Raw genomic sequence first — 18,839 nt, forward strand, 5'->3', positions numbered from 1 at the left:
AAAATGCTAGGTCGCAAAAATACCGTTTGCAGGATAGCCATGTTCACCATCAGTCGCATTGAAACCATCACGCAGGAGATCAAGAAGAGCCGGTTTCTGGCCATTGCTGCGCCAGTGGTAAATGAACAGGCGGCTAAGGACTTTCTGACTGAGCATTCCGATCTTGCGGCTAACCATAATTGCTGGGCGTGGCGCATCGGGCAGAACTACCGTTTCAGTGACGATGGCGAGCCGAGCGGCACGGCAGGAAAACCCATTCTGCAAGCAATCGACGGGCAGCAGCTTGATAATATCGTGGTCGTCGTCACGCGCTGGTTCGGGGGCATTCTGCTTGGCAGTGGCGGGTTGATGCGGGCTTATGGTGGCACGGCGGCAATGTGCCTGCGGCAAGCCGAGAAAACCGAGGTGATCCCGGTGATCGGCTTTTCGTTGGCTTGTGATTTTTCAGATCACGCGCTTCTTAAAGCGCGTCTTATGGCTGTCGAGCACGTCACCATTGCAAACGAAAATTTCATAGCAACCGGTGTGGAAATGACCGGTGCGATGCCGCTCGCTGTTCAAAGTGAATTGGCGCAGCTTGTCACCGATCTCACACGTGGCAAGACGATTATCAAGTTTGATGACTGATCAGGAAAGTTGTGACTTTCGCAGCGCTTCCGTTGAATAGTGCATGCGCTTGTCTTCATACATCAGAAGGTCTGCACGCTTCGCAACCGTTTCCAGCTTTTCGCCGGGCATACTGGTGGCGGTGCCCATCGAAAGCTCGATTTTGAGCTGCGAGTAATACTGGTTGTTGATATCGACCAGTCGGCGAATATCTTCCATGACGGCTTCTGCACCGCGCTCATCGACATAAGGCAGCACGACTGCAAATTCGTCGCCGCCAATACGGGCAGCGTGGCCGGGCAGCTTTACAGCCTCATTCAACACTTCACCGATGCGGCGCAGCAAGCCATCGCCGCTCGCATGTCCAAGCTGGTCATTGGCGGCCTTCAGGCCATTGAGATCGATGATGATGATTGAGACAAGTGCGTGTCCCTTGCGCTCGAGGCGGTTCAACTCATCGACATAGAAGGCGCGATTATGCAGCTTGGTCAGCACATCATGCTTGCCAAGATATTCGAGATAGGCTTCGGCTTTCTTGCGCGCTGTAATGTCTGCAAGTGCGACCTGAACAAGTGACCAGTCTTCTTCATGGCCCGGCAGGACCGAGAATTGCAGGAGCAAATGCCGTTCGGTTCCGTCGAGCGCATAATTGACAACTTCGCGGCGCTGAAACAGTACGCCATTCCAGAGGTCGATCAGTTGCTCGCGGAAATTGGTTTCCATATCGGCTTTGAAAACGTTCGGCAGGTTTTGCAGAAGCGTCTGCTTGTCTGGCGCGAGAAACAGTTCGAGCGTTTCCCGATTGATATCCAGAACGCGAATTTCGCTCATGCATTGGCGCACGAATTCCGGGTGTACATCAGTGAAAACGCGGAAGTCGACGATGCCGCGCTCGCGGATATCGTCCATCATCTGTTTGATGCGGCTGAAGTCTTCCACCCAAAGTGAGACAGGAGAATGCTCAAACAAGCCTTCTGCGTGCTGTTTGTGCTTGTTTTGCTCGCGTCGGGCCTCTTCACGTGCTGTCACGTCTTCGATGGACAAAAGAACGCGGTCCCAGCTTTCCTCATGGCCTGGCAAAACCACGCCTTTGAGCTGGATGTCGAGGCGCTTGCCGCCTAGCGAATAATTCACTGTATCGCTGATGAAGGCGTTGTCGCCGTTCCAGAGCTGAACCATTTCTTCAATATGCGGATCGAGCATGTCGTCGCGGAAAACGCGCTCAAGATTTTCGATCAGATGGTTGACATCACGCGCCTCATAAAGAGACAGAGTTTTGCGGTTGACCTTGAGAACACGGATGAGGCTTGTGCAGATGCGCAACCGGGTCGTGTCTTCGTGAAGAAACGCCCTAAGATCTGTAACGCCTAGTTTTCGCCATTGTTCGAACTGCGCACGCAATCCGCTATAGTCCTCAAGCCACAGGGAAATTGGAGCCAGTTCGAAGACATTGGCACCGTCATTCAAGGCAGATTCAATATTCATGGTCGGCTCTAAACCTGAGGCGTTCGTGCAAGAAGCGCAGATCAAACTGGAAAATAATCAACGCCTTATATTACGCGATGAAAAGATAGACCAGCAATTATTGGGATCGCTGGTTTATTAACCAAAACTTGTAGTGATTGTTTAAAGGGCAGTTTGGTAGAGACAAGCCCGTTAATAACAATTATCGATTGCAGAGAAGACTAATCATTGTTCATTTGTACTTTCGTCTTATGGGTCGCCAAGGGGGCTTGGCTGACGAGAGTTGCCGGGGGCGGGTTTGAGAGTGATGACGAAAAATGGATGAGCGGCTCAAAAGTCAGGACGTGCCTCTGGCCGTGGATCTCGACGGAACGCTCATCGCAACCGATTTGCTTTGGGAGAGCGCCTTCGTTCTTCTGAAGAAGAATCCGCTTTATCTTTTCCTGCTGCCGATCTGGCTTTTGTCAGGCAAGGCTCATCTCAAGCAGCAAATCGCGCGTCGGATCGTCATTGATGCGTCATTGTTGCCGTATCGGGAGGAATTTCTCGAGTATCTTCGTCAGGAACATGCCAATGGGCGCAAGCTGGTTCTGGCAACTGCAGCAGCAGACCCGCTGGCACAGGCGGTTGCTTCGGAGCTTGGTATTTTTGAGACTGTTTTAGCCACGACAGGCAAAAACAATCTTTCTTCGCATGCCAAGGCGCGTGCTCTCACAGAACATTATGGCCCGAAAGGCTTCGATTATGCTGGCAACGACCGCGCCGATATAGCGGTCTTCGAAGCTGCGCGAAAGGTGGTCGTCGTTGCTCCGGATCGGGCAGCAGCGCGTTTTCAGAAAGCCAATGATAGTCGGCTCTTCGAGAAAAGTGCAGCGGGCATCAAGTCCTATCTGAAAATGCTGCGTGTGCATCAATGGCTCAAGAACCTTCTGGTTTTTGTGCCGGCGATCCTTGCTCACACGATCTTCTTTCCCGACGTGCTGTTAGCGTCCATCCTTGCATTCCTTGCCTTTTCTGCGGCGGCCTCAGCGATCTATATTCTCAATGATATCATTGATCTGCCGCTTGATCGCCAGCATACCCGAAAGCGCTCGCGCCCCTTCGCAAGCGGTGCATTGAGTATTCCGTTCGGCCTCAAGGTGTCGGCGCTGCTTTTGTTGATTGCCGCAGCAACCTGCTTTTTCCTGCCGCCGATTTTTGCGCTGGTTATCGGTCTTTATCTGGTTGCGACGACCGCCTATTCGCTGGTGCTGAAGCGCGCATTGCTGGTTGATGTCATTTGTCTTGCAGCGCTTTACACCCTGCGGCTGCTGGGCGGTACGGCGGCGACCGAAATTCCGCAGTCTTTCTGGCTGACGGCATTTGCAATGTTCTTCTTCCTGTCGCTGGCCCTGGTGAAACGCTATGTTGAATTGCAGCACTCCACGGTCACGGAAAAGGACCGTATCGCCGGTCGGGGCTATCGCCCCGAAGACAGAGACATTGTCGGCCAGAGCGGTGTTGCTTCCGGCTTCACCGCCGTCGTAGTTCTGGCGCTCTATATCAACAGTGCCGCAGTGCAGGAACTTTATACCTATCCATGGCTCATCTGGCCGCTTGTTCCGATCGTTCTCTACATCATCATCCGCGTGTGGATTCTGGCGCATCGCAAGGAAATGGACGACGATCCTGTTGTGTTCCTTGCCAATGATTGGCGCAGTCAGGCGGTGATTGCGATTGGCGCAGTTCTGCTGTTCGTATCCGGGATGCGGTGATGGACCAGTCGTTTGACAGTTTTGGACGCATTAATCGTCGCAGGCGAAGCGCGATTGCGTTCGACGGTGTGTTTTCCAAACTGGAAGGCCCGGAGAGCTTGCTCGCTTTCGGCAATGGCCGTTCTTATGGTGACAGCTGCCACAACGACGCAGGATTGCTTGTGCCGATGCGAACGCACGCCCGGATTGTTAGCTTCGATGTTCATACTGGTGTTCTTGAGGCTGAATCCGGTGTTCTGCTAAGCGAAATTATCGAGGCTGTTGCCAAGCACGGTTACTTTCTACCGGTGACGCCCGGCACGCGTTTTGTAACGCTCGGTGGTGCAATCGCCAACGATGTGCATGGCAAGAACCATCATTTGCGCGGAACATTCGGCAGCCATGTCGAAAGCCTGGAACTACTACGTTCTGATGGCGTGCAATACATCTGTTCGAGTGCAGAAAATGCGGAACTCTTTTCAGCAACAATTGGCGGTATGGGCCTGACAGGTCTGATCCTTAACGCCCGCATCCGACTGATGCCGGTTAGCTCCCTCGATGTTGAAGAACGCATCACATCTTTCCGGAACCTGGCCGAATATTTTGCGATTGCTGAAGAGTTCGACCGGCAGAATGAATATGCGGTGGCTTGGGTAGATCAGCTGGCAAGTGGCCGCTCGGAAGGCCGTGGTGTGTTGATCACTGGCAATCACGCGATCAATGGCAATCATACAGCGAGCAGCGGTGAAGCGCGGCTCGGTGTACCGTTTGATCTGCCGTTCTCGATGCTCAACAGGTTGAGCCTGACGGCATTCAACAACCTTTATTTTCACGCTAAACGCCGCAAACAAGAGCCGCATCTGACGGGATTTGCAGGCTTTTTCTATCCGCTGGATGGTCTTCGCAACTGGAACCGCTTTTATGGTCCTGCAGGGCTTTATCAGCATCAGAGCGTTGTGCCTTTTGAGGCAGCGGAAAAGATGATTCCGGCACTGCTTCAGGCAAGTCGCGATGCAGGCCAGTCGTCCTTTCTCACGGTCCTCAAGCGTTTCGGCAATCTGCATTCTCCGGGTCTGCTGTCATTTCCAAAGCCGGGCTATACTCTGACGATGGATTTTCCTAATCGCGGGCGGAAGACGCTGGAACTGCTCGATCATCTCGACAGCATGACGATCGAGGCGGGCGGGCGCGTCAATCCCTACAAGGATCAGCGGATGAGTTCGGAGACATTCAAAACGGGCTTTCCAGAATGGCAGCAGCTTGAGGACATGCGTGATGCGCGGTTCTGCTCCGATTTCTGGCGGCGGACCGCTTTAACCAATTAAGACGGGACAGGACATGAAATATATCCCCTTCATTCTTTTCACGGTCATGACGAATGCGGCGGCACAGCTGCTGCTCAAATACGGCATGATGTCATTCAGTACGGCTAGTTACTCAGCGGACACACTGATTTATCGGATATTTCAGATTGTCTTTAATCCGTGGGTTTTCGCCGGATTGACCATGTTTGTGATTTCCATGGCATCACATATGTATGTGCTGTCGAAAGTAGATCTGTCTTTTGCATATCCTTTTTTAAGCCTCGCCTATGTCGCGGTCGCGTTGTTCGCATGGCTTTTGTTCAAGGAAGAACTGGGCGCTTACAAGATTGCAGGTATCGCCTTCATTTGCATTGGAACAGTGCTGATCGCACAGAGCGGCAAGTCGTCGAATGCCGAACAGAACGCGGCGGTTCACGACCGCTCAGCATCATAAATTTAAGGTTGGGGCAGGATTATGAGACATATTATTTTCGGTGGTGACGGGTTTGTTGGACGATATCTGGCGCCCTTGCTTCTTGCCGATGGGCATGAAGTTATTGTCGCTGACATCGTGAAGAGCGATCTGGCGCATTATAGTGATGCGACTTTCGTTCATACCGATGTCACCGATCCTGAGGCGATCCGCAAGCTCGGCATTCGCGCCGACGATATGGTCTATAATCTCTCGGCTAAGATGCTGTCGCCGCTTCAGGTGCGGGCCAAGCGTCACGATTTCTTCTTCCCGGTCAATTATTACGGCACGGAAAACATCATCAAGGCGATGGATGAAGCTGGTGCAAGGCGGCTCGTGCATTTCACGACCGATATGGTTTATGGCCACACCTATGTCTGGCCGCAGAAGGAAGATCATCCCTGCAACCCGCTGGGCGAATATGGCTTGTCGAAGTTCAAGACCGAGGAACTGGCCGTAGAATGGCGCACACGCGGGATGAATATTTCGCTGTTCCGTCCGCGTCTGATTATCGGACCGGGACGCCTTGGTATTCTGGAAAAACTGTTCAAGCTGATCGATAACAATCTGCCGGTTCCGATGATCGGCTCGGGCAAGAACCCCTATCAGTTTATCTCGGTGTTTGATTGTGCATCTGCTTGCTACGCGGCCTTCAAGGCAGGCGTGCCGAACGAGGTTTATAATCTCGGCTCGCTCAACCCGCCGCCAGTACGTAAACTGCTCGGTGATCTGGTCAAGCATGCAGGATCGAAATCCATTCTGGTGCCGACGCCCGCGTGGGCGGTCAAGCGCACGCTGGATTTTCTTGACTGGCTCAACAAGCCGTTGATGGACCCGGAGCAATATCTGATCGCCGATGAAATGTGCGTTCTTGATGTTTCGAAAGGCGAGCGGGAATTGGGCTGGATACCGCAATATCGTGATGAGGACATGCTGATCGCGGCCTATAGCGAATATCGCAAGAAACTTGCCAATGCATCGAAGGCGGCGTGAGGACAGAACCATGACAAAGACAGTTACGACATATGATGCGGTTGCTGTTGCCAACCACACGCCCAAGCCGAAGCTTCTGACGGTCGAAGATGCAAAGGCACTCGATCTGCCGCGCATGACAGAGCTTTTTACCGGTCATCTTAACCCGGGCCAGCTGCATTTCATGAAGCTGCTCGGCTTTCACAAGGTTAAGATCGAGCGCGCCGAAGGCATGTATTATTATGACCAGAATGGCCGCAAGATTCTCGATTTCTTCGGCGGTTTCGGATCTCTGGCGCTGGGACACAATCATCCGCGCATTCTTGAGGCGCGCCGCAAGTTCCAAGAAGAAATGCGGCACGAAATCGCCATTGCTTTCATGTCGCAATATGCAGCAGCGCTTGCTTATGACATTGCGGCCTGCTCGCCGGGTGATCTCGATATGGTCTTCCTGGGGTCGTCCGGTTCGGAAGCCATGGAAGCTGCGATCAAGGTTGCAGAACGTGCCGCTGGTCCTAAGAAGCCGAAGATTGTCTATGCTGAAAACTCATTCCACGGAAAGACCAAGGGCGTACTGTCGATCACCGATGGCGGGCTTTATCGTGGCGAGTTCAAGCTGGTCGATAATACGGTTCGCGTGCCGTTTGGTGATATTGACGCCATCGAAAACGCGTTCCGTTCTGATCCTGAAATTGGTGTCATCGTGCTTGAAACTGTTCAGGGCGGCGGCGGCATCATTCAGGCCGATACTGCTTTCTGGCAGAAGCTGCGTCAGTTGTGCGATCAGTATGGCGTGATCTGGGTGGCGGATGAAGTGCAGTGCGGCTTTGGTCGTACCGGCAAATTCTATGCCTTTGAGCATTATGGCGTCATTCCCGATGTCACCGCCCTTGCCAAGTCGCTTGGCGGCGGTAAGACGGCGATGGCTGCGATGATCGCAAAGCGCGACGTCTATATGAAAGCGTATGGCACGCCGAAAACAGCGATGATCCATGCCATGGCGACCTTCGGCGGCATTGGTGAAGCCTGCATAACGTCGATTGAAACGATCAATGTGCTCTATGATGAACATCTCATCGATAACTCAGCAGAAACTGGCGATTATTTGCTTGATCAGTTGAAAGAGTTACACGCGCGTTATCCGAAACTCATCAAGGACGTGCGCGGCAAAGGCATGATGGTGGGGCTGGAGTTCCATGACTTCTCCAACGCCATGCCGATTGTGCTGCGTCCTGTACTCGCCATGCTGGATGATAAGCTGAAAGGCTCGTTGCCGGGCTTCATCGGCAGTCATTTGCTGCGTGACCATGGCGTGCTAGTGGCTTTCACCGAGTATAATCGCAATGTGATCCGGCTGGAGCCGCCATTGATTTGTGGGCGAGTGCATGTCGATGAGTTTATTGCAGCACTTGATGAGATTCTCGGACGCGGCATCGTCGGTATCGTCAAGGATTTCGTGAAGGCGCAAATCAAGTAAAAAGAAAGGCCGGGTGGTTTCATCCGGCCTTTTGCCTTTCTTGCTCTATTTTTGCAAAATTCCGGGACGCAGCAATAAGTCCCAGCATGCATCAAGCGGCACTACTTGGCGATCTTTGAGTGCGTCTGCGTAAATTTCCTGCAGGGCCAGACGGGTTGTTGTCATCGGGCATTTAGGTCGTAGAACGCCGTCCGTTGCTTCAACCGCCGCTCTGGTTTCATCAGTCATTGCAGGAACCGTGCGAAACGGATCGGCACCGATCTGGATTTTCCGGGTCGGCTCGCGGTTCAGTAGCCATGGAAAAGGATCGGTAAAATCAAGCGTCATCAGCGTTTTAAGATAAACGCCGTTGCTGTTCTCAAAGGCTTTGAAGGCTTTGATGGCCTCATCGGCAGAGATGATCCAGTACATCTGATAATCCAGCTCTGAGTAAAGCCGCCAGCTTGGCAATTGCCCCTGCGTTGCCAATGCTTCGTAAGGTGCAGAATAATCCGCATAATGCACGGGCAGCAATTTCGCGCGGTCCATGATGTCCGGTCTGACGGATACCTGGCGCATGGTTTTGAGTTCTGTCACAGGTGGCTGGATATAGGTGGGCGCTACTGCAATGACGCGCAAAATCTTGTGCGTGACTTTGCTGAAGGTGGGAATGACGCTGAAGGCAGCAAGCACCAGAAAAGCAATCTTTGCCTTGCCTTTGACGTGCTTGATGCGCTCGTAGATCATCAACAGAAGAGGCCAGATAAAGATGAATTCCTGGCTGCCGGTATTTTGCGTTTCCAGTATGACGCCACCGAGCAAAATGACCACGAGCCATATGGAGCTACGATCAAAAAAGCGTGCCGCAGGCGTGCCGCGCGTCAACTCGATCCAGAAGAGAACCGGAACGAGAATTGTGGCTGGCAGGATCACATCAAGCTTGCCGGATAAGACCGTCAAAAACCGCGGCAGCAGCGCGCCTTCATTCAGGACCAGAAGTTGCTCGATATCGACGAGATAGGCAGAAATCATGTGGCCGTTTAGTTCGAGTGCGGCCAATCCGATCAGTGTTATGGCGGCAGAAATCAAAACGGTTTTAATTGACACGCGCCCTGCCAGAAGTGCTGTGAGCCCAAACAGACCGCCAACCAGAAAGCCTGTGATCTTGGTAAGAAACAAGGCAAGCATTGTAATGGCGCAAAAGGCTGCGAGCTTGCGTCCGTCTGCAATAAACATCAGACCGCATGTCAGCACATAAAGCAGCAGCGACACCTGCCGGTTATAGATGCCGAAGCCGTCGAGGCCGGGATAGGACGTATAGGTTTGCACATTGGCGGGGAATATGGCGAAGACCAGAAAAGGAATGAGAAGCGCGAAGGCAATCGGTCGGCTTTTGTGTTCCACTTCGGCGAGAACCACTGCCATGAGGGGAGCTGCCACGACAAGCATGGACCACTGCACAAGCAGCAAGGATTGCGCTTGAGGGAATAGCTTCTGTCCCCAGGAAAAGAGATAATACCCCAGCGGGCCTACCGGGGTGAAGAAATCGACTGAGGGAATCTGCCCTGTATTTATGCGCTGCGCTGCATCGAGATAGAGATAAGTATCCCAATACATCGGGCCAATAGGAACGGTCAGCGGGATGCTCAACAGACCAACCAGCACGACAAGGACAAGCAGCATCCAAAAGATGCTTCCCCCCAAAAAACGGGTCCGCCCGTTCGCTATATCAGGCACTGAAGAGACTGAAACCTTCAAATTCTGCCCCCGCTTCTTTGAAAATGGTCCAACTTTATACTCGTTCTAACTGCCAGATGTTTAAAAACTCCAAAACATGTCTTGCGCTTGCGATATAGCGCAATATGGTGCCGCGAAGAATTGACCCGGAGTTGAATGTTGCAGAGCGTCGATGTTTTGGTGATAGGCGCTGGCGCTGCTGGCATGATGTGTGCGGTTGAAGCGGCTAAGCGCGGGCGCTCTGTGCTGGTGCTGGACCATGCGAGAAAACCCGGTGACAAGATCCGCATTTCTGGCGGCGGTCGCTGTAACTTCACCAATATCCATGCAAGCCCGAAGAACTTCCTGTCGCAAAACCCGCATTTCTGCATCTCGGCACTAAGTCGTTATACACAGCGCGATTTCATCAAGCTCGTGGAAAAGTATCGCATCGCCTATCACGAAAAAACGCTTGGACAGCTTTTCTGCGACGGTTCTGCAACGCAGATCATCGATATGTTGCTTGATGAGATGCATCGCTACGGCGCGCGTTTGCAGCTTGAAACAGCAATCGAGACTGTTGAGAAAACCGATCGCGGCTTTGTCATTCGCCACTCTGGCGGCACCGTTTCAGCAAAATCATTGGTTATTGCGACCGGCGGTAAATCCATTCCGAAGATGGGTGCGACAGGCTTTGGCTATGACGTTGCCACGCGTTTCGGTCTGCGTATTGTTGAAACTCGTCCCGGTCTGGTGCCGCTGACTTTCGAGCCGCATTTGCTTGAGCGGTTGAAGCCACTTGCGGGCGTTGCGGTCGATGCTGTGGTTTCATGCAAGAAGACGAAATTCGCCGAGGCGATGTTGTTCACGCATCGTGGCATTAGCGGCCCTTCCATTCTTCAGATTTCATCCTACTGGCGTGAAGGCGATGAAATTGTCATTTCCATGCTGCCAACGACCGATCTGTTTGAAGCTCTTAGGGAGCAGCGCTCCAAGAACGGTAAGCAGGCCCTGCAAACGGCTCTGTCGTTCTTCGTTCCGAAGAAGCTCGCGCAGCTTATCGCGGCCGATTTCCCCGCAACCAATCTCGCAGATCTTTCGGATGCCGTATTGCGGCGGGCTGCAGCTGCGGTCAATGACTGGCATGTAAAGCCAGCGGGTTCAGAAGGCTATCGCACCGCTGAGGTGACATTGGGTGGTGTCGATACACGCGACCTCGATTCCAAAACCATGGAAGCGAAGAATGTACCCGGCCTTTATTTCATTGGCGAAGTGGTCGATGTCACCGGTTGGCTCGGCGGCTATAATTTCCAGTGGGCATGGTCGTCCGGCTGGTGTGCAGGGCAGGTAGCTTAAGGTTTCACCAGACCGTCGGCGAGCTTTGGCGGATACTCAAGTTCGATTTCGTTCTCGCCATAAATGAAATTGCCGAGGCCTGGATCGGTGATGATCGGGCGAACACGATACTTGCCGGGCATAAGGTCCGGCGGGAAGAAAAGAGGATAGGCGTCCTGCCCGTCATTATCGTGATAAATCACAAATTGTCCGTCGCGCTTCTCAATCGGATTGTCGTCGAGCATATGGCTTTCGCCGGGCGTGAGCTTCGTATCGGAGATATCGTAGAGCTTGTGGGCTAGTCGCGTGCCGTTGTCTCCGTTAAAGAGAAGAAAAAGCTCAGCATTCGACAATTGGATTTCCGTATCGCTGGTGTTCTTCATCGTCAGCGTGAAGAGGTTGCGATAATAATCAGGATTTTCCGTTGTATTTTTGTAGTCGGAAAGGCCGAGGGAGGCCGTTTGCGGCTTGGTTCCGTCAGCATCATAACGGGCGACAAGGTCATAAGCTTGTTTAAGCGATACCCAGCCGCCGGGCAGGTTATCGGTGCCTTTGCGGGCGAACTTCATGAAGTCGCCGCTAAAAGCAAGAATGCGGACGGTTTCGCCTTTGACAAGATGGGCAGGCGTCCTGCTTTGCAGATCAGCCGCGCTATATATTTCGAGCTTAGTGACAGGGACTTCCCAGCTATTCTCTGTTTCATCGCTGGCAATGACTGTTTCCAGAGCGATGTTGCCCTGCCGGTCATACGAGACCATGCGAGCGGGGCGGTCGTGATAGGGCCAATGCCAGTTTTCGTCCTTTGGGCGCGATTGTTCCAGCAAATTTGCACCGCCGTCGGGGTCTATCTGCACAACATCGATACGCGCATCTTCGCCCTCAAAGTTACAGCTGCTTTTGAGCGCTTTCCTGCTTTCGATTAACTCAATATTCCATAGAGCGCCGCAGTTAAGCTGCTCGCTGAAATCTTCCGTGAAATTGAGCGCCGCATAAGATTTTGTTGTTGGCTTATAGAGAAAAAGACCAAACCCTATATCGGGACTCTCACTTGTAGTTGCGCCAAGCGCCACATCGGGAAATCCATCGAAATTGAAATCCGCGACTGTAAAGCTCGGGTTGCCGTCAAAATTTGTGGCCCATTCGGCGTCAATCATCAAGAGCTCTGCCCCATCGGATTGCACAATGACATAGCCCTTTTCGGTCTTTGCGATATGGGCCGTGACACCAATTTCCGGCGTCAGTTGTGGCAATGCCTCCGCAGTAAAAGCGTCAGTTGATAATCCGGCAGACAAACAAACGAGGGCAAGTCCAAACAGAGAAGAGCGGGATGGCTGTGTCATCTTGAACGCATTTTCATGAGGGAGTTAAACCTGTTTACATGATCCCGCCAGAAAGTGGGAGTATCCGCTTTCATTATCTTCAAGCTGGTTCAGTGGTTTAAGTGTGTCGTCCGGTCGCGCTTGATGGAAGCTGCTTGTTCCCTGGATGCGATTCGCGTATCGCCTAAGGGAACGGATGAGGATGGAGGTCGTCCGAATGCCGCAAAGAAATTCCCCCCTGGCGCCGTTTCAGTACGGAACTTTTCGCGCCTTATGGTCTGCCACGCTATTTTCAAACCTGGGCGGTCTTGTGCAGACTGTTGGTGCGGGCTGGATGATGGCCACCATCGCGCGTTCGGATGATATGGTCGCGCTGGTTCAGGCCTCCACAACTTTGCCGGTGATGATCTTCTCGGTTGCGGCAGGCGCGCTTGCGGATAATTTCGACCGCCGCCGCATCATGCTTACGGCCCAGATTCTCCTGCTGGTCATTTCGGTTGCGCTTGCAGCTTTCGCCTATCTTGGCATGTTGACGCCCTGGATGTTGCTCGGGTTCACCTTTCTCATCGGTTGTGGAGGTGCCTTGCATAATCCGTCGTGGCAGGCATCAATGGGAGACATTGTTCCGCGAGCAGATTTGCCTGCAGCGGTTGCTCTTAATTCCATGAGTTTCAATCTGATGCGCAGCATTGGCCCGGCCATCGGCGGTGCAATAGTTGCGGCTGCGGGTGCTGCTTTTGCGTTCATTTTCAATGCTTTCAGCTATTGCGCACTTATTCTGGCACTTTGGCGCTGGCAACCACAGACGACGAAATCCACTTTGCCGCGCGAAGCATTAGGGCCTGCAATGGTTGCGGGGCTGCGCTATGTGGCAATGTCGCCAAATCTTCTGAAGGTTATGTTTCGCGGCTTTCTGTTCGGTCTGTCTGCGATTGTCATTCTCGCGCTGCTACCACTTGTGGCGCGAGACCTCGTTAAAGGCACAGCGCTGACATATGGCATCATGCTCGGCTTTTTCGGGATAGGTGCTATTGGTGGTGCGCTTTCAAGCGCGCGATTGCGCGAACTACTGGGCAATGAATGGCTGGTGCGTGGGGCTTTTGTTGCTTTTGCACTAAGCTGTCTTTTGCTCTCGGTGAGCCGCAGCATCTGGATGAGTTGCATCTTCCTGCTTCCTGCGGGATTGTCGTGGGTTCTGGCGCTTTCCCTGTTTAACGTGACCGTGCAGCTTTCAACTCCACGATGGGTGGTTGGCCGCGCGTTGGCGTTGTACCAGACTGCCACATTCGGTGGCATGGCGGCGGGCAGTTGGCTCTGGGGTTCTGTTGCCGATGAGTTCGGTGTTCCGGGCGCTTTGCTGGCGGCAGCCTGTGTTTTGCTCTTCGGTGCGCTTGTTGGGTTTCTGCTACCGCAGCCGGAATTTGAATCGCTCAATCTCGATCCGCTCAATCGCTTCAGTGAGCCGCAATTGCGCCTCGACCTACGGTCACGCAGTGGTCCGATCATGATCATGGTCGATTATAAAATCGCTCAGGAAGATGTGCAGGCATTTCTTGCTGCCATGGCGCTACGCCGCCGCATCCGCATTCGCGATGGCGCACGACAATGGGCCTTGCTGCGGGATCTGGAAAATCCGGAAACGTGGACAGAAAGCTATCACGTTCCGACATGGGTGGAATATGTGCGTCACAATCAGCGGCGTACGCAATCAGACGCGGAAGTTTCAGAAAGGCTGCTTGCGCTACACAAGGGGGCAACGCCCCCTCTGGTACATCGCATGATCGAACGGCAGACTGTGTCTATTCATGATGATATGCCGCTTAAGGCGCATCTCGATCTGACGTGATGCAGTCAGCTCAGGCTGCCGAAAACTCGGTCCTCGCAATCTGATTGCGACCGCTTTTCTTGCTTGTGTAGAGCTGATGGTCGGCTTGCTGCAGCCAAAGTGAGCCGCTCATACCCGGATGGGTACGCGCAGACGCAATCCCCATGCTGACGGTTACGTTGGTGCTGACTTCCGAACTCTGATGTGGAATGTTCAGCGACTGGATCTGAAACTGGATTTCATGCGCTGTGGCCAAAGCTGTTTCGGGGTCTGCTCCGGGCAGAACACAGGCAAATTCTTCACCGCCATAACGCGCCGTCATGCCCGAAACCTTATGCACCGCACGATTCAGAGCGGCCGCAACCATGGCAATGCACCGATCGCCTTCAGGATGACCATAGGTGTCATTGAAGAGCTTGAAGAAATCAATATCAAGCATGATAACCGAGAGCCATGCACCAGCAGGCGCAAGGCGCGAGATTTCACCGGCCAGAATGACCTCAAGCTGACGACGGTTGCTAAGGCCCGTCAAAGCGTCGGTAACAGCCATCTGAGCAAGCTGATCGCGCAGACGCTTGAGTTCGATATGGTTGGAGACACGTGCCCGCAAAACGACCGGATTGATCGGCTTTGTTACATAATCGATAGCGCCCAGCGACAGGCCGCGTACTTCGGCTTCCTGATCATCGAGACCTGTCGTGAAGATGACCGGCACGTCAGCCAGCAAGCGATCATTCTTCAGGCGGAGGCAGACTTCATAGCCATCGAGACCTGGCATCATGACATCCAGCAAAATCAGATCCGGTAAAACTGAGCGAGCGACTTCCAGCGCCTGCTCACCAGATGTGGCAAAGCAGATTTCATAGTGGTCTTCCAGCACCGCGTTCATGATCTCGATGTTTGAAACTTCGTCATCGACGATCAGGACGGTTGCACGATCAGGCATTTTTTTACTCCGGTAGTGTTTAGATCGCCGAGTGGTTTTTATGATCTGTGGCGAATTCTGGAGCGTCGATCTGATCCAATCAGATCGACGCCCTAACTATTTGTTGCAGGCATTGTCCAACGCAAAACTGCTTCGCACTTTTGCTGGAAATGCTTTATCTCGCTGGAGGAAGTTCTTCAGAAAAAGCTTCATCCAGACTGCGCAGGGCTTGCTCATAATCGAGCTTGTCCAGCGCAGCCTTTGCCACGCGCAAGGCTCCCGCATTGTTGCCTTGCTCGGCATCAGAGCCGAGCATTTGGAGCAACGCGTCAAAACTGCTGCGCGCACGCATGCTCCGGCGGGTGAGGTGGTCGCGCAGTGTGGTCACAGCTGATGCAATATCTGCGGTCTGAGGGCCGGAGTTTGCCTGCTGCTGTGGCGCTGACACTTGATCCTTCAGGCTGGCTGCAGCCTTCAAGGCTGGCTTCATGGCGGAATTCAGCGCCGATAGCGTTGGCTCCAGACCGACCAGCTGTTCGTTGGCTATTGCCAGTTCCACCTCAGCAGAAATACGCGCAATTTCTGGTAGCTCCAGCGATGCTGCAACACCTTTGAGCGTATGAGCAAGGCGTCGCGCTCCGGTCAGATCACCCTTGGCAATCTGATCCATCAGGGTTTCTATGACATTCGCAAAATCATCATGGAAGCTTATGATGAGACGACGCAGAAGAGCCTGTTTTCCATTCACCCGAACGAGTGCCCGAGTGAGGTCGAATGGCGGAAGGCGTTCAGGAAGGTCGGCCTGAACAACCTCAATCTTGTTTTCCTGCGGTTGGGCGGCCGCGAGATCCACCCGGCGTGGCTTCATCCAGCGCTCGAGCGTTCCGATAAGTATGCTCGGATCGATTGGTTTGGCCACATGATCGTTCATACCGGCTTCGGCGCATCTGCGGCGCTCTTCTTCATAGGCATGGGCGGTCAGAGCGATAATGGGCAGAGCCTCCGGGCTCCAGTCGCGACGAATATGACGTGTGGCTTCCAGACCATCCATTTCCGGCATTTGAACATCCATCAGCACAGCTGAATAGAGCGAACCGGATCGCGCAACGCTTTCGCAGGCAATGCGTCCGTTCTCGGCGGTATCGACATCAAGACCCGCATCACAAAGAAGCTGATAAGCGATTTCGCGATTGATCGCATTGTCTTCGACGAGCAGAACATGTGCGCCGCGCAGCGGCTCTGCGATCAATTCTGAATCTCTTGCGGCTTCCTTGGCATCTTTCGATAGTGGGAAAAGCATATTCAGTGTTAGCAGAATTTGCTGGGCTTCGATTGGCTTTGGGAGATAGGCTGCAATGCCGGCGCGCGAAGCTTTTTCCTTGAATTCGTCACTGCCATAGGCCGTTATCAGGACGATTTCGGGCAGTTTGGCGAGCTTTGCATTGGCATAAAGGCTACCCACTGTTTCCATGCCGTCCATACCAGGCATTTTCCAGTCGAGCAGCAACAGATCGTAGGGTTGGCCATGCTGGAACGCAGTTTCCAGTGCGCCAATAACCTCAGTGCCGGATGCGACCAGATCGACCGGGATCGACCAGTCCGCGAAAATGCTTTGCAGAATTTCGCGGGAAGCCGGATTGTCGTCTGCTACAAGTATCCGAAGCTTCTGGATATGCGCTTGCGGCTTTTCGACAATTGAGTGCGCGCGATCCACGTTGCCAAGAGTGGTTGTGACGGTGAAGACACTGCCCTTGCCGGGGGTGCTGAGTACGGTGATGTCGCCGCCCATCTGCTCGGCAATCTGCTTGCTGATCACCAGTCCAAGTCCGGTGCCGCCGAAACGACGCGTGGTGGAGCTATCGGCCTGCGAGAAGGAACTGAACAGCTTGGATTGCTGGTCGGGCGTCATGCCAATACCGGTATCGGCAACGGCAATCTGCAGGCTGTAGTCGCCACTATCTGATGGTTTTCCGCTTACGCGAAGAGTAACGGAACCATTCTCGCTGAACTTGATGGCATTGCTCATCAGGTTAAGCAGCACTTGTCCAAGGCGCATTTCATCGCCGACAAGGCGTTCTGGAACGCCCTGATCGATATGCAGGCTCACGGTCACATTTTTGGCTCGGGCATCGGCACTGGTAATCTGCAATTTGCGATCAAAGAGGGCGCGCAATTCGAACGGACGGTTTTCCAGTGTAAGTTTGCCAGCATCGTTCTTGGAGAAATCCAGAATGTCATTGATCAGGCGCAGCAGCGAGCCACTGGCTCCGTTGATTTTGGAAAGATAATCGCGCTGGCGCTCCGTCATGTCGGTGCGGAGCATCAGATGGCAGAAACCCAATATCGCATTGAGCGGGGTGCGGATTTCGTGGCTCATATTGGCCAGGAACATGCCCTTGGCCTTGTAGGCCTGTTCAACCTGGGCAGAACGTTTCTCGATTTCCGCATTCTTGACCATGATTTCGTCGCGCATTCTGCTGATGCTTTCGACGCAAGCGACAAGCATGTCGCAGAACCAGACGAGAACGGCTGCCTGAAAAGCTACAATCACAGCGTGAATCATCACGCGACGAATATCGCTGCCTGTCGGGAAAACGAGGGATGGCAGAAAGTAGTCGAGTGTCAGATGGTGCAATGCAACCGCAACGGCTGCAATGATGGTTGCTCTGCGGTCGCACCAGCCGATAGTGAGCGCGAGCATGGCAAAGAAATACATATGCATGTCCATCTGCCAGATATGCCCACGAAGCAGATAGAGCAGGATCGCAGGTTCAGCCACGAGAGCTACGGCAGACAGAAAGCGGGTTGCGGGCGCGATATCGGCGCGCCACCACATCAGATTATAGCTTGCTGCAAGGAAGGCTCCCGCAAGAGCCCCGCCGAGGACGGAAGCGCCCGTTCCATATGCGATGACCGCGAACAGCGGAACATGCAGCCAGAAAAGAATCACCAGAAAACGCGCAAAACGTCTGCGAATATCATCAAGCTCAATGATCATGGATTAGGCCCCGGTAACGGCAAGGTCAAAACAGCCGGACAGCTGTGCGGGTTCAAAAACGAGCCACGCGCCTGCATCGTAAAGTGCGTCGATTGCGTCAGGACGTGCGGCGTATACAACCACAACGTTCATGCGCTCATTGAAGGAAAGGATCTGTGCGTCGGCTTTGCCAAGCAGCGTTGCCACTTGTGAGGCATTCGCCCATGGCTGCATGAGAACAGCAAACTGGCCGTTCTCGCCACGTGGAGAAAGCATCGCATAGATGAGTGCTGTGAGGCCGATCACGAAAAGGGCTACGGCTGGCAGCATGTCTAGCATGCGCCATTTTGACTGCGCTAAATGGGAGGTCATGTGTCTGTATCCGCAATTCAACACGCCTTGGACGTTACCATTTCATAGTATATAAAAAAGCGCGTGTCTTGCTGTATATGCTAATTTAAGATTGTATTATTTGTTGAGCGCCAAGGTCTAATCATCCACCGTTTTGGAGCGCATCGTGAAAAGTGTGCAACTGTTTGCGGATGAAATGCGCATCAAAACAAATAATCAGATCGAAACGCGCTCTGATTGCCCGGTAACGTGGCAGGGTATGTTGTACATCGAATTTGCGGCCTTTCAATATAATGCGGTGCGCTTTGTCTTCTCACTATCGAGTGACGCACGGTACGCTGAATATCAGCCCAAATTATGATTTGAGTATACCCCTTTAGTTCA

The 18,839-nt window shown here is 53.2% G+C and carries 15 protein-coding genes; 9 read left to right on the plus strand and 6 right to left on the minus strand.

Annotation, left to right across the window (positions count from 1 at the left end; translation table 11 throughout):
- Window positions 1-39 precede the first annotated feature (39 nt).
- Window positions 40-627, plus strand: coding sequence for an IMPACT family protein (locus tag C9380_RS18790; RefSeq protein ID WP_128094265.1), 588 nt, complete (start codon window positions 40-42; stop codon window positions 625-627).
- Here the strand turns inward: C9380_RS18790 and C9380_RS18795 are convergent, their stop codons facing one another.
- Window positions 628-2,091, minus strand: a complete 1,464-nt coding sequence (locus C9380_RS18795) for a sensor domain-containing diguanylate cyclase (RefSeq protein ID WP_024897644.1) — start codon at window positions 2,089-2,091, stop codon at window positions 628-630.
- Between the two features lie 296 nt (window positions 2,092-2,387).
- On the opposite strand from C9380_RS18795, the gene C9380_RS18800 reads away from it, so the two are divergent.
- The 5 genes from C9380_RS18800 to C9380_RS18820 are packed head-to-tail and all read left to right on the plus strand — an operon-like array spanning window position 2,388 to window position 8,028.
- On the plus strand, window positions 2,388-3,824 hold the full coding sequence (locus C9380_RS18800) for a UbiA family prenyltransferase (protein WP_128094266.1): 1,437 nt from the start codon (window positions 2,388-2,390) through the stop codon (window positions 3,822-3,824).
- Window positions 3,824-5,128: an FAD-binding oxidoreductase gene (locus C9380_RS18805; protein ID WP_128094267.1), complete on the plus strand. Its 1,305-nt coding sequence runs from the start codon at window positions 3,824-3,826 to the stop codon at window positions 5,126-5,128. The genes C9380_RS18800 and C9380_RS18805 overlap by 1 nt, the downstream gene beginning before the upstream one ends.
- A gap of 13 nt (window positions 5,129-5,141) precedes the next feature.
- Window positions 5,142-5,561: an EamA family transporter gene (locus C9380_RS18810; RefSeq protein ID WP_024897647.1), complete on the plus strand. Its 420-nt coding sequence runs from the start codon at window positions 5,142-5,144 to the stop codon at window positions 5,559-5,561.
- Window positions 5,562-5,582: 21 nt separating this feature from the next.
- Entirely contained in the window at window positions 5,583-6,572 is a 990-nt protein-coding gene (locus C9380_RS18815) for an NAD-dependent epimerase/dehydratase family protein (RefSeq protein ID WP_128094268.1), read from the plus strand.
- Window positions 6,573-6,582: 10 nt separating this feature from the next.
- Complete coding sequence (locus C9380_RS18820) at window positions 6,583-8,028, plus strand: aspartate aminotransferase family protein (protein ID WP_128094269.1); 1,446 nt, start codon at window positions 6,583-6,585, stop codon at window positions 8,026-8,028.
- Window positions 8,029-8,073: 45 nt separating this feature from the next.
- Here C9380_RS18820 and C9380_RS18825 read toward each other — a convergent pair whose 3' ends face one another.
- Window positions 8,074-9,690 carry a hypothetical protein gene (locus tag C9380_RS18825; protein WP_235822395.1) on the minus strand — a complete coding sequence of 539 codons (1,617 nt, stop codon included), beginning with the start codon at window positions 9,688-9,690 and terminating at the stop codon, window positions 8,074-8,076.
- A gap of 213 nt (window positions 9,691-9,903) precedes the next feature.
- On the opposite strand from C9380_RS18825, the gene C9380_RS18830 reads away from it, so the two are divergent.
- Window positions 9,904-11,079 (plus strand): BaiN/RdsA family NAD(P)/FAD-dependent oxidoreductase, encoded by a 1,176-nt coding sequence (locus tag C9380_RS18830; protein WP_105534961.1) that lies wholly within the window; start codon window positions 9,904-9,906, stop codon window positions 11,077-11,079.
- Here C9380_RS18830 and C9380_RS18835 read toward each other — a convergent pair.
- On the minus strand, window positions 11,076-12,398 hold the full coding sequence (locus tag C9380_RS18835) for an FG-GAP repeat protein (RefSeq protein ID WP_128094270.1): 1,323 nt from the start codon (window positions 12,396-12,398) through the stop codon (window positions 11,076-11,078). The genes C9380_RS18830 and C9380_RS18835 overlap by 4 nt on opposite strands.
- Window positions 12,399-12,594: 196 nt before the next feature.
- Between C9380_RS18835 and C9380_RS18840 the strand changes: the two genes are divergently transcribed.
- Complete coding sequence (locus C9380_RS18840; protein ID WP_036567291.1) at window positions 12,595-14,223, plus strand: MFS transporter; 1,629 nt, start codon at window positions 12,595-12,597, stop codon at window positions 14,221-14,223.
- Window positions 14,224-14,233: 10 nt separating this feature from the next.
- Here the strand turns inward: C9380_RS18840 and C9380_RS18845 are convergent, their stop codons facing one another.
- The 3 genes from C9380_RS18845 to C9380_RS18855 form a co-directional block, all read right to left on the minus strand.
- Window positions 14,234-15,148 carry a diguanylate cyclase gene (locus C9380_RS18845; protein WP_100557684.1) on the minus strand — a complete coding sequence of 305 codons (915 nt, stop codon included), beginning with the start codon at window positions 15,146-15,148 and terminating at the stop codon, window positions 14,234-14,236.
- 154 nt (window positions 15,149-15,302) lie between these two features.
- A complete protein-coding gene (locus tag C9380_RS18850) occupies window positions 15,303-18,125 on the minus strand; it encodes a response regulator (protein WP_128094271.1) in 2,823 nt (940 codons plus the stop codon).
- Window positions 18,126-18,128: 3 nt separating this feature from the next.
- Complete coding sequence (locus tag C9380_RS18855) at window positions 18,129-18,476, minus strand: hypothetical protein (protein WP_128094272.1); 348 nt, start codon at window positions 18,474-18,476, stop codon at window positions 18,129-18,131.
- A gap of 145 nt (window positions 18,477-18,621) precedes the next feature.
- Between C9380_RS18855 and C9380_RS26925 the strand changes: the two genes are divergently transcribed.
- Window positions 18,622-18,816: a hypothetical protein gene (locus tag C9380_RS26925; RefSeq protein WP_164844682.1), complete on the plus strand. Its 195-nt coding sequence runs from the start codon at window positions 18,622-18,624 to the stop codon at window positions 18,814-18,816.
- Window positions 18,817-18,839: the final 23 nt, after the last annotated feature.

Source organism: Brucella pituitosa (genome assembly GCF_003049685.1).
GTDB lineage: Bacteria > Pseudomonadota > Alphaproteobacteria > Rhizobiales > Rhizobiaceae > Brucella > Brucella pituitosa.

Bases quoted from the DNA above. Each gene is read 5' to 3' on its own strand.
- C9380_RS18800 (WP_128094266.1), top strand. From the start codon at position 2,388: ATGGATGAGCGGCTCAAAAGTCAGGACGTGCCTCTGGCCGTGGATCTC.
- C9380_RS18840 (WP_036567291.1), top strand. From the start codon at position 12,595: ATGCCGCAAAGAAATTCCCCCCTGGCGCCGTTTCAGTACGGAACTTTT.
- C9380_RS18835 (WP_128094270.1), bottom strand. From the start codon at position 12,398: ATGACACAGCCATCCCGCTCTTCTCTGTTTGGACTTGCCCTCGTTTGT.
- C9380_RS18795 (WP_024897644.1), bottom strand. From the start codon at position 2,091: ATGAATATTGAATCTGCCTTGAATGACGGTGCCAATGTCTTCGAACTG.
- C9380_RS18790 (WP_128094265.1), top strand. From the start codon at position 40: ATGTTCACCATCAGTCGCATTGAAACCATCACGCAGGAGATCAAGAAG.
- C9380_RS18805 (WP_128094267.1), top strand. From the start codon at position 3,824: ATGGACCAGTCGTTTGACAGTTTTGGACGCATTAATCGTCGCAGGCGA.
- C9380_RS18825 (WP_235822395.1), bottom strand. From the start codon at position 9,690: ATGCTGCTTGTCCTTGTCGTGCTGGTTGGTCTGTTGAGCATCCCGCTG.
- C9380_RS18810 (WP_024897647.1), top strand. From the start codon at position 5,142: ATGAAATATATCCCCTTCATTCTTTTCACGGTCATGACGAATGCGGCG.
- C9380_RS18845 (WP_100557684.1), bottom strand. From the start codon at position 15,148: ATGCCTGATCGTGCAACCGTCCTGATCGTCGATGACGAAGTTTCAAAC.
- C9380_RS18850 (WP_128094271.1), bottom strand. From the start codon at position 18,125: ATGATCATTGAGCTTGATGATATTCGCAGACGTTTTGCGCGTTTTCTG.
- C9380_RS18855 (WP_128094272.1), bottom strand. From the start codon at position 18,476: ATGACCTCCCATTTAGCGCAGTCAAAATGGCGCATGCTAGACATGCTG.
- C9380_RS18820 (WP_128094269.1), top strand. From the start codon at position 6,583: ATGACAAAGACAGTTACGACATATGATGCGGTTGCTGTTGCCAACCAC.
- C9380_RS18815 (WP_128094268.1), top strand. From the start codon at position 5,583: ATGAGACATATTATTTTCGGTGGTGACGGGTTTGTTGGACGATATCTG.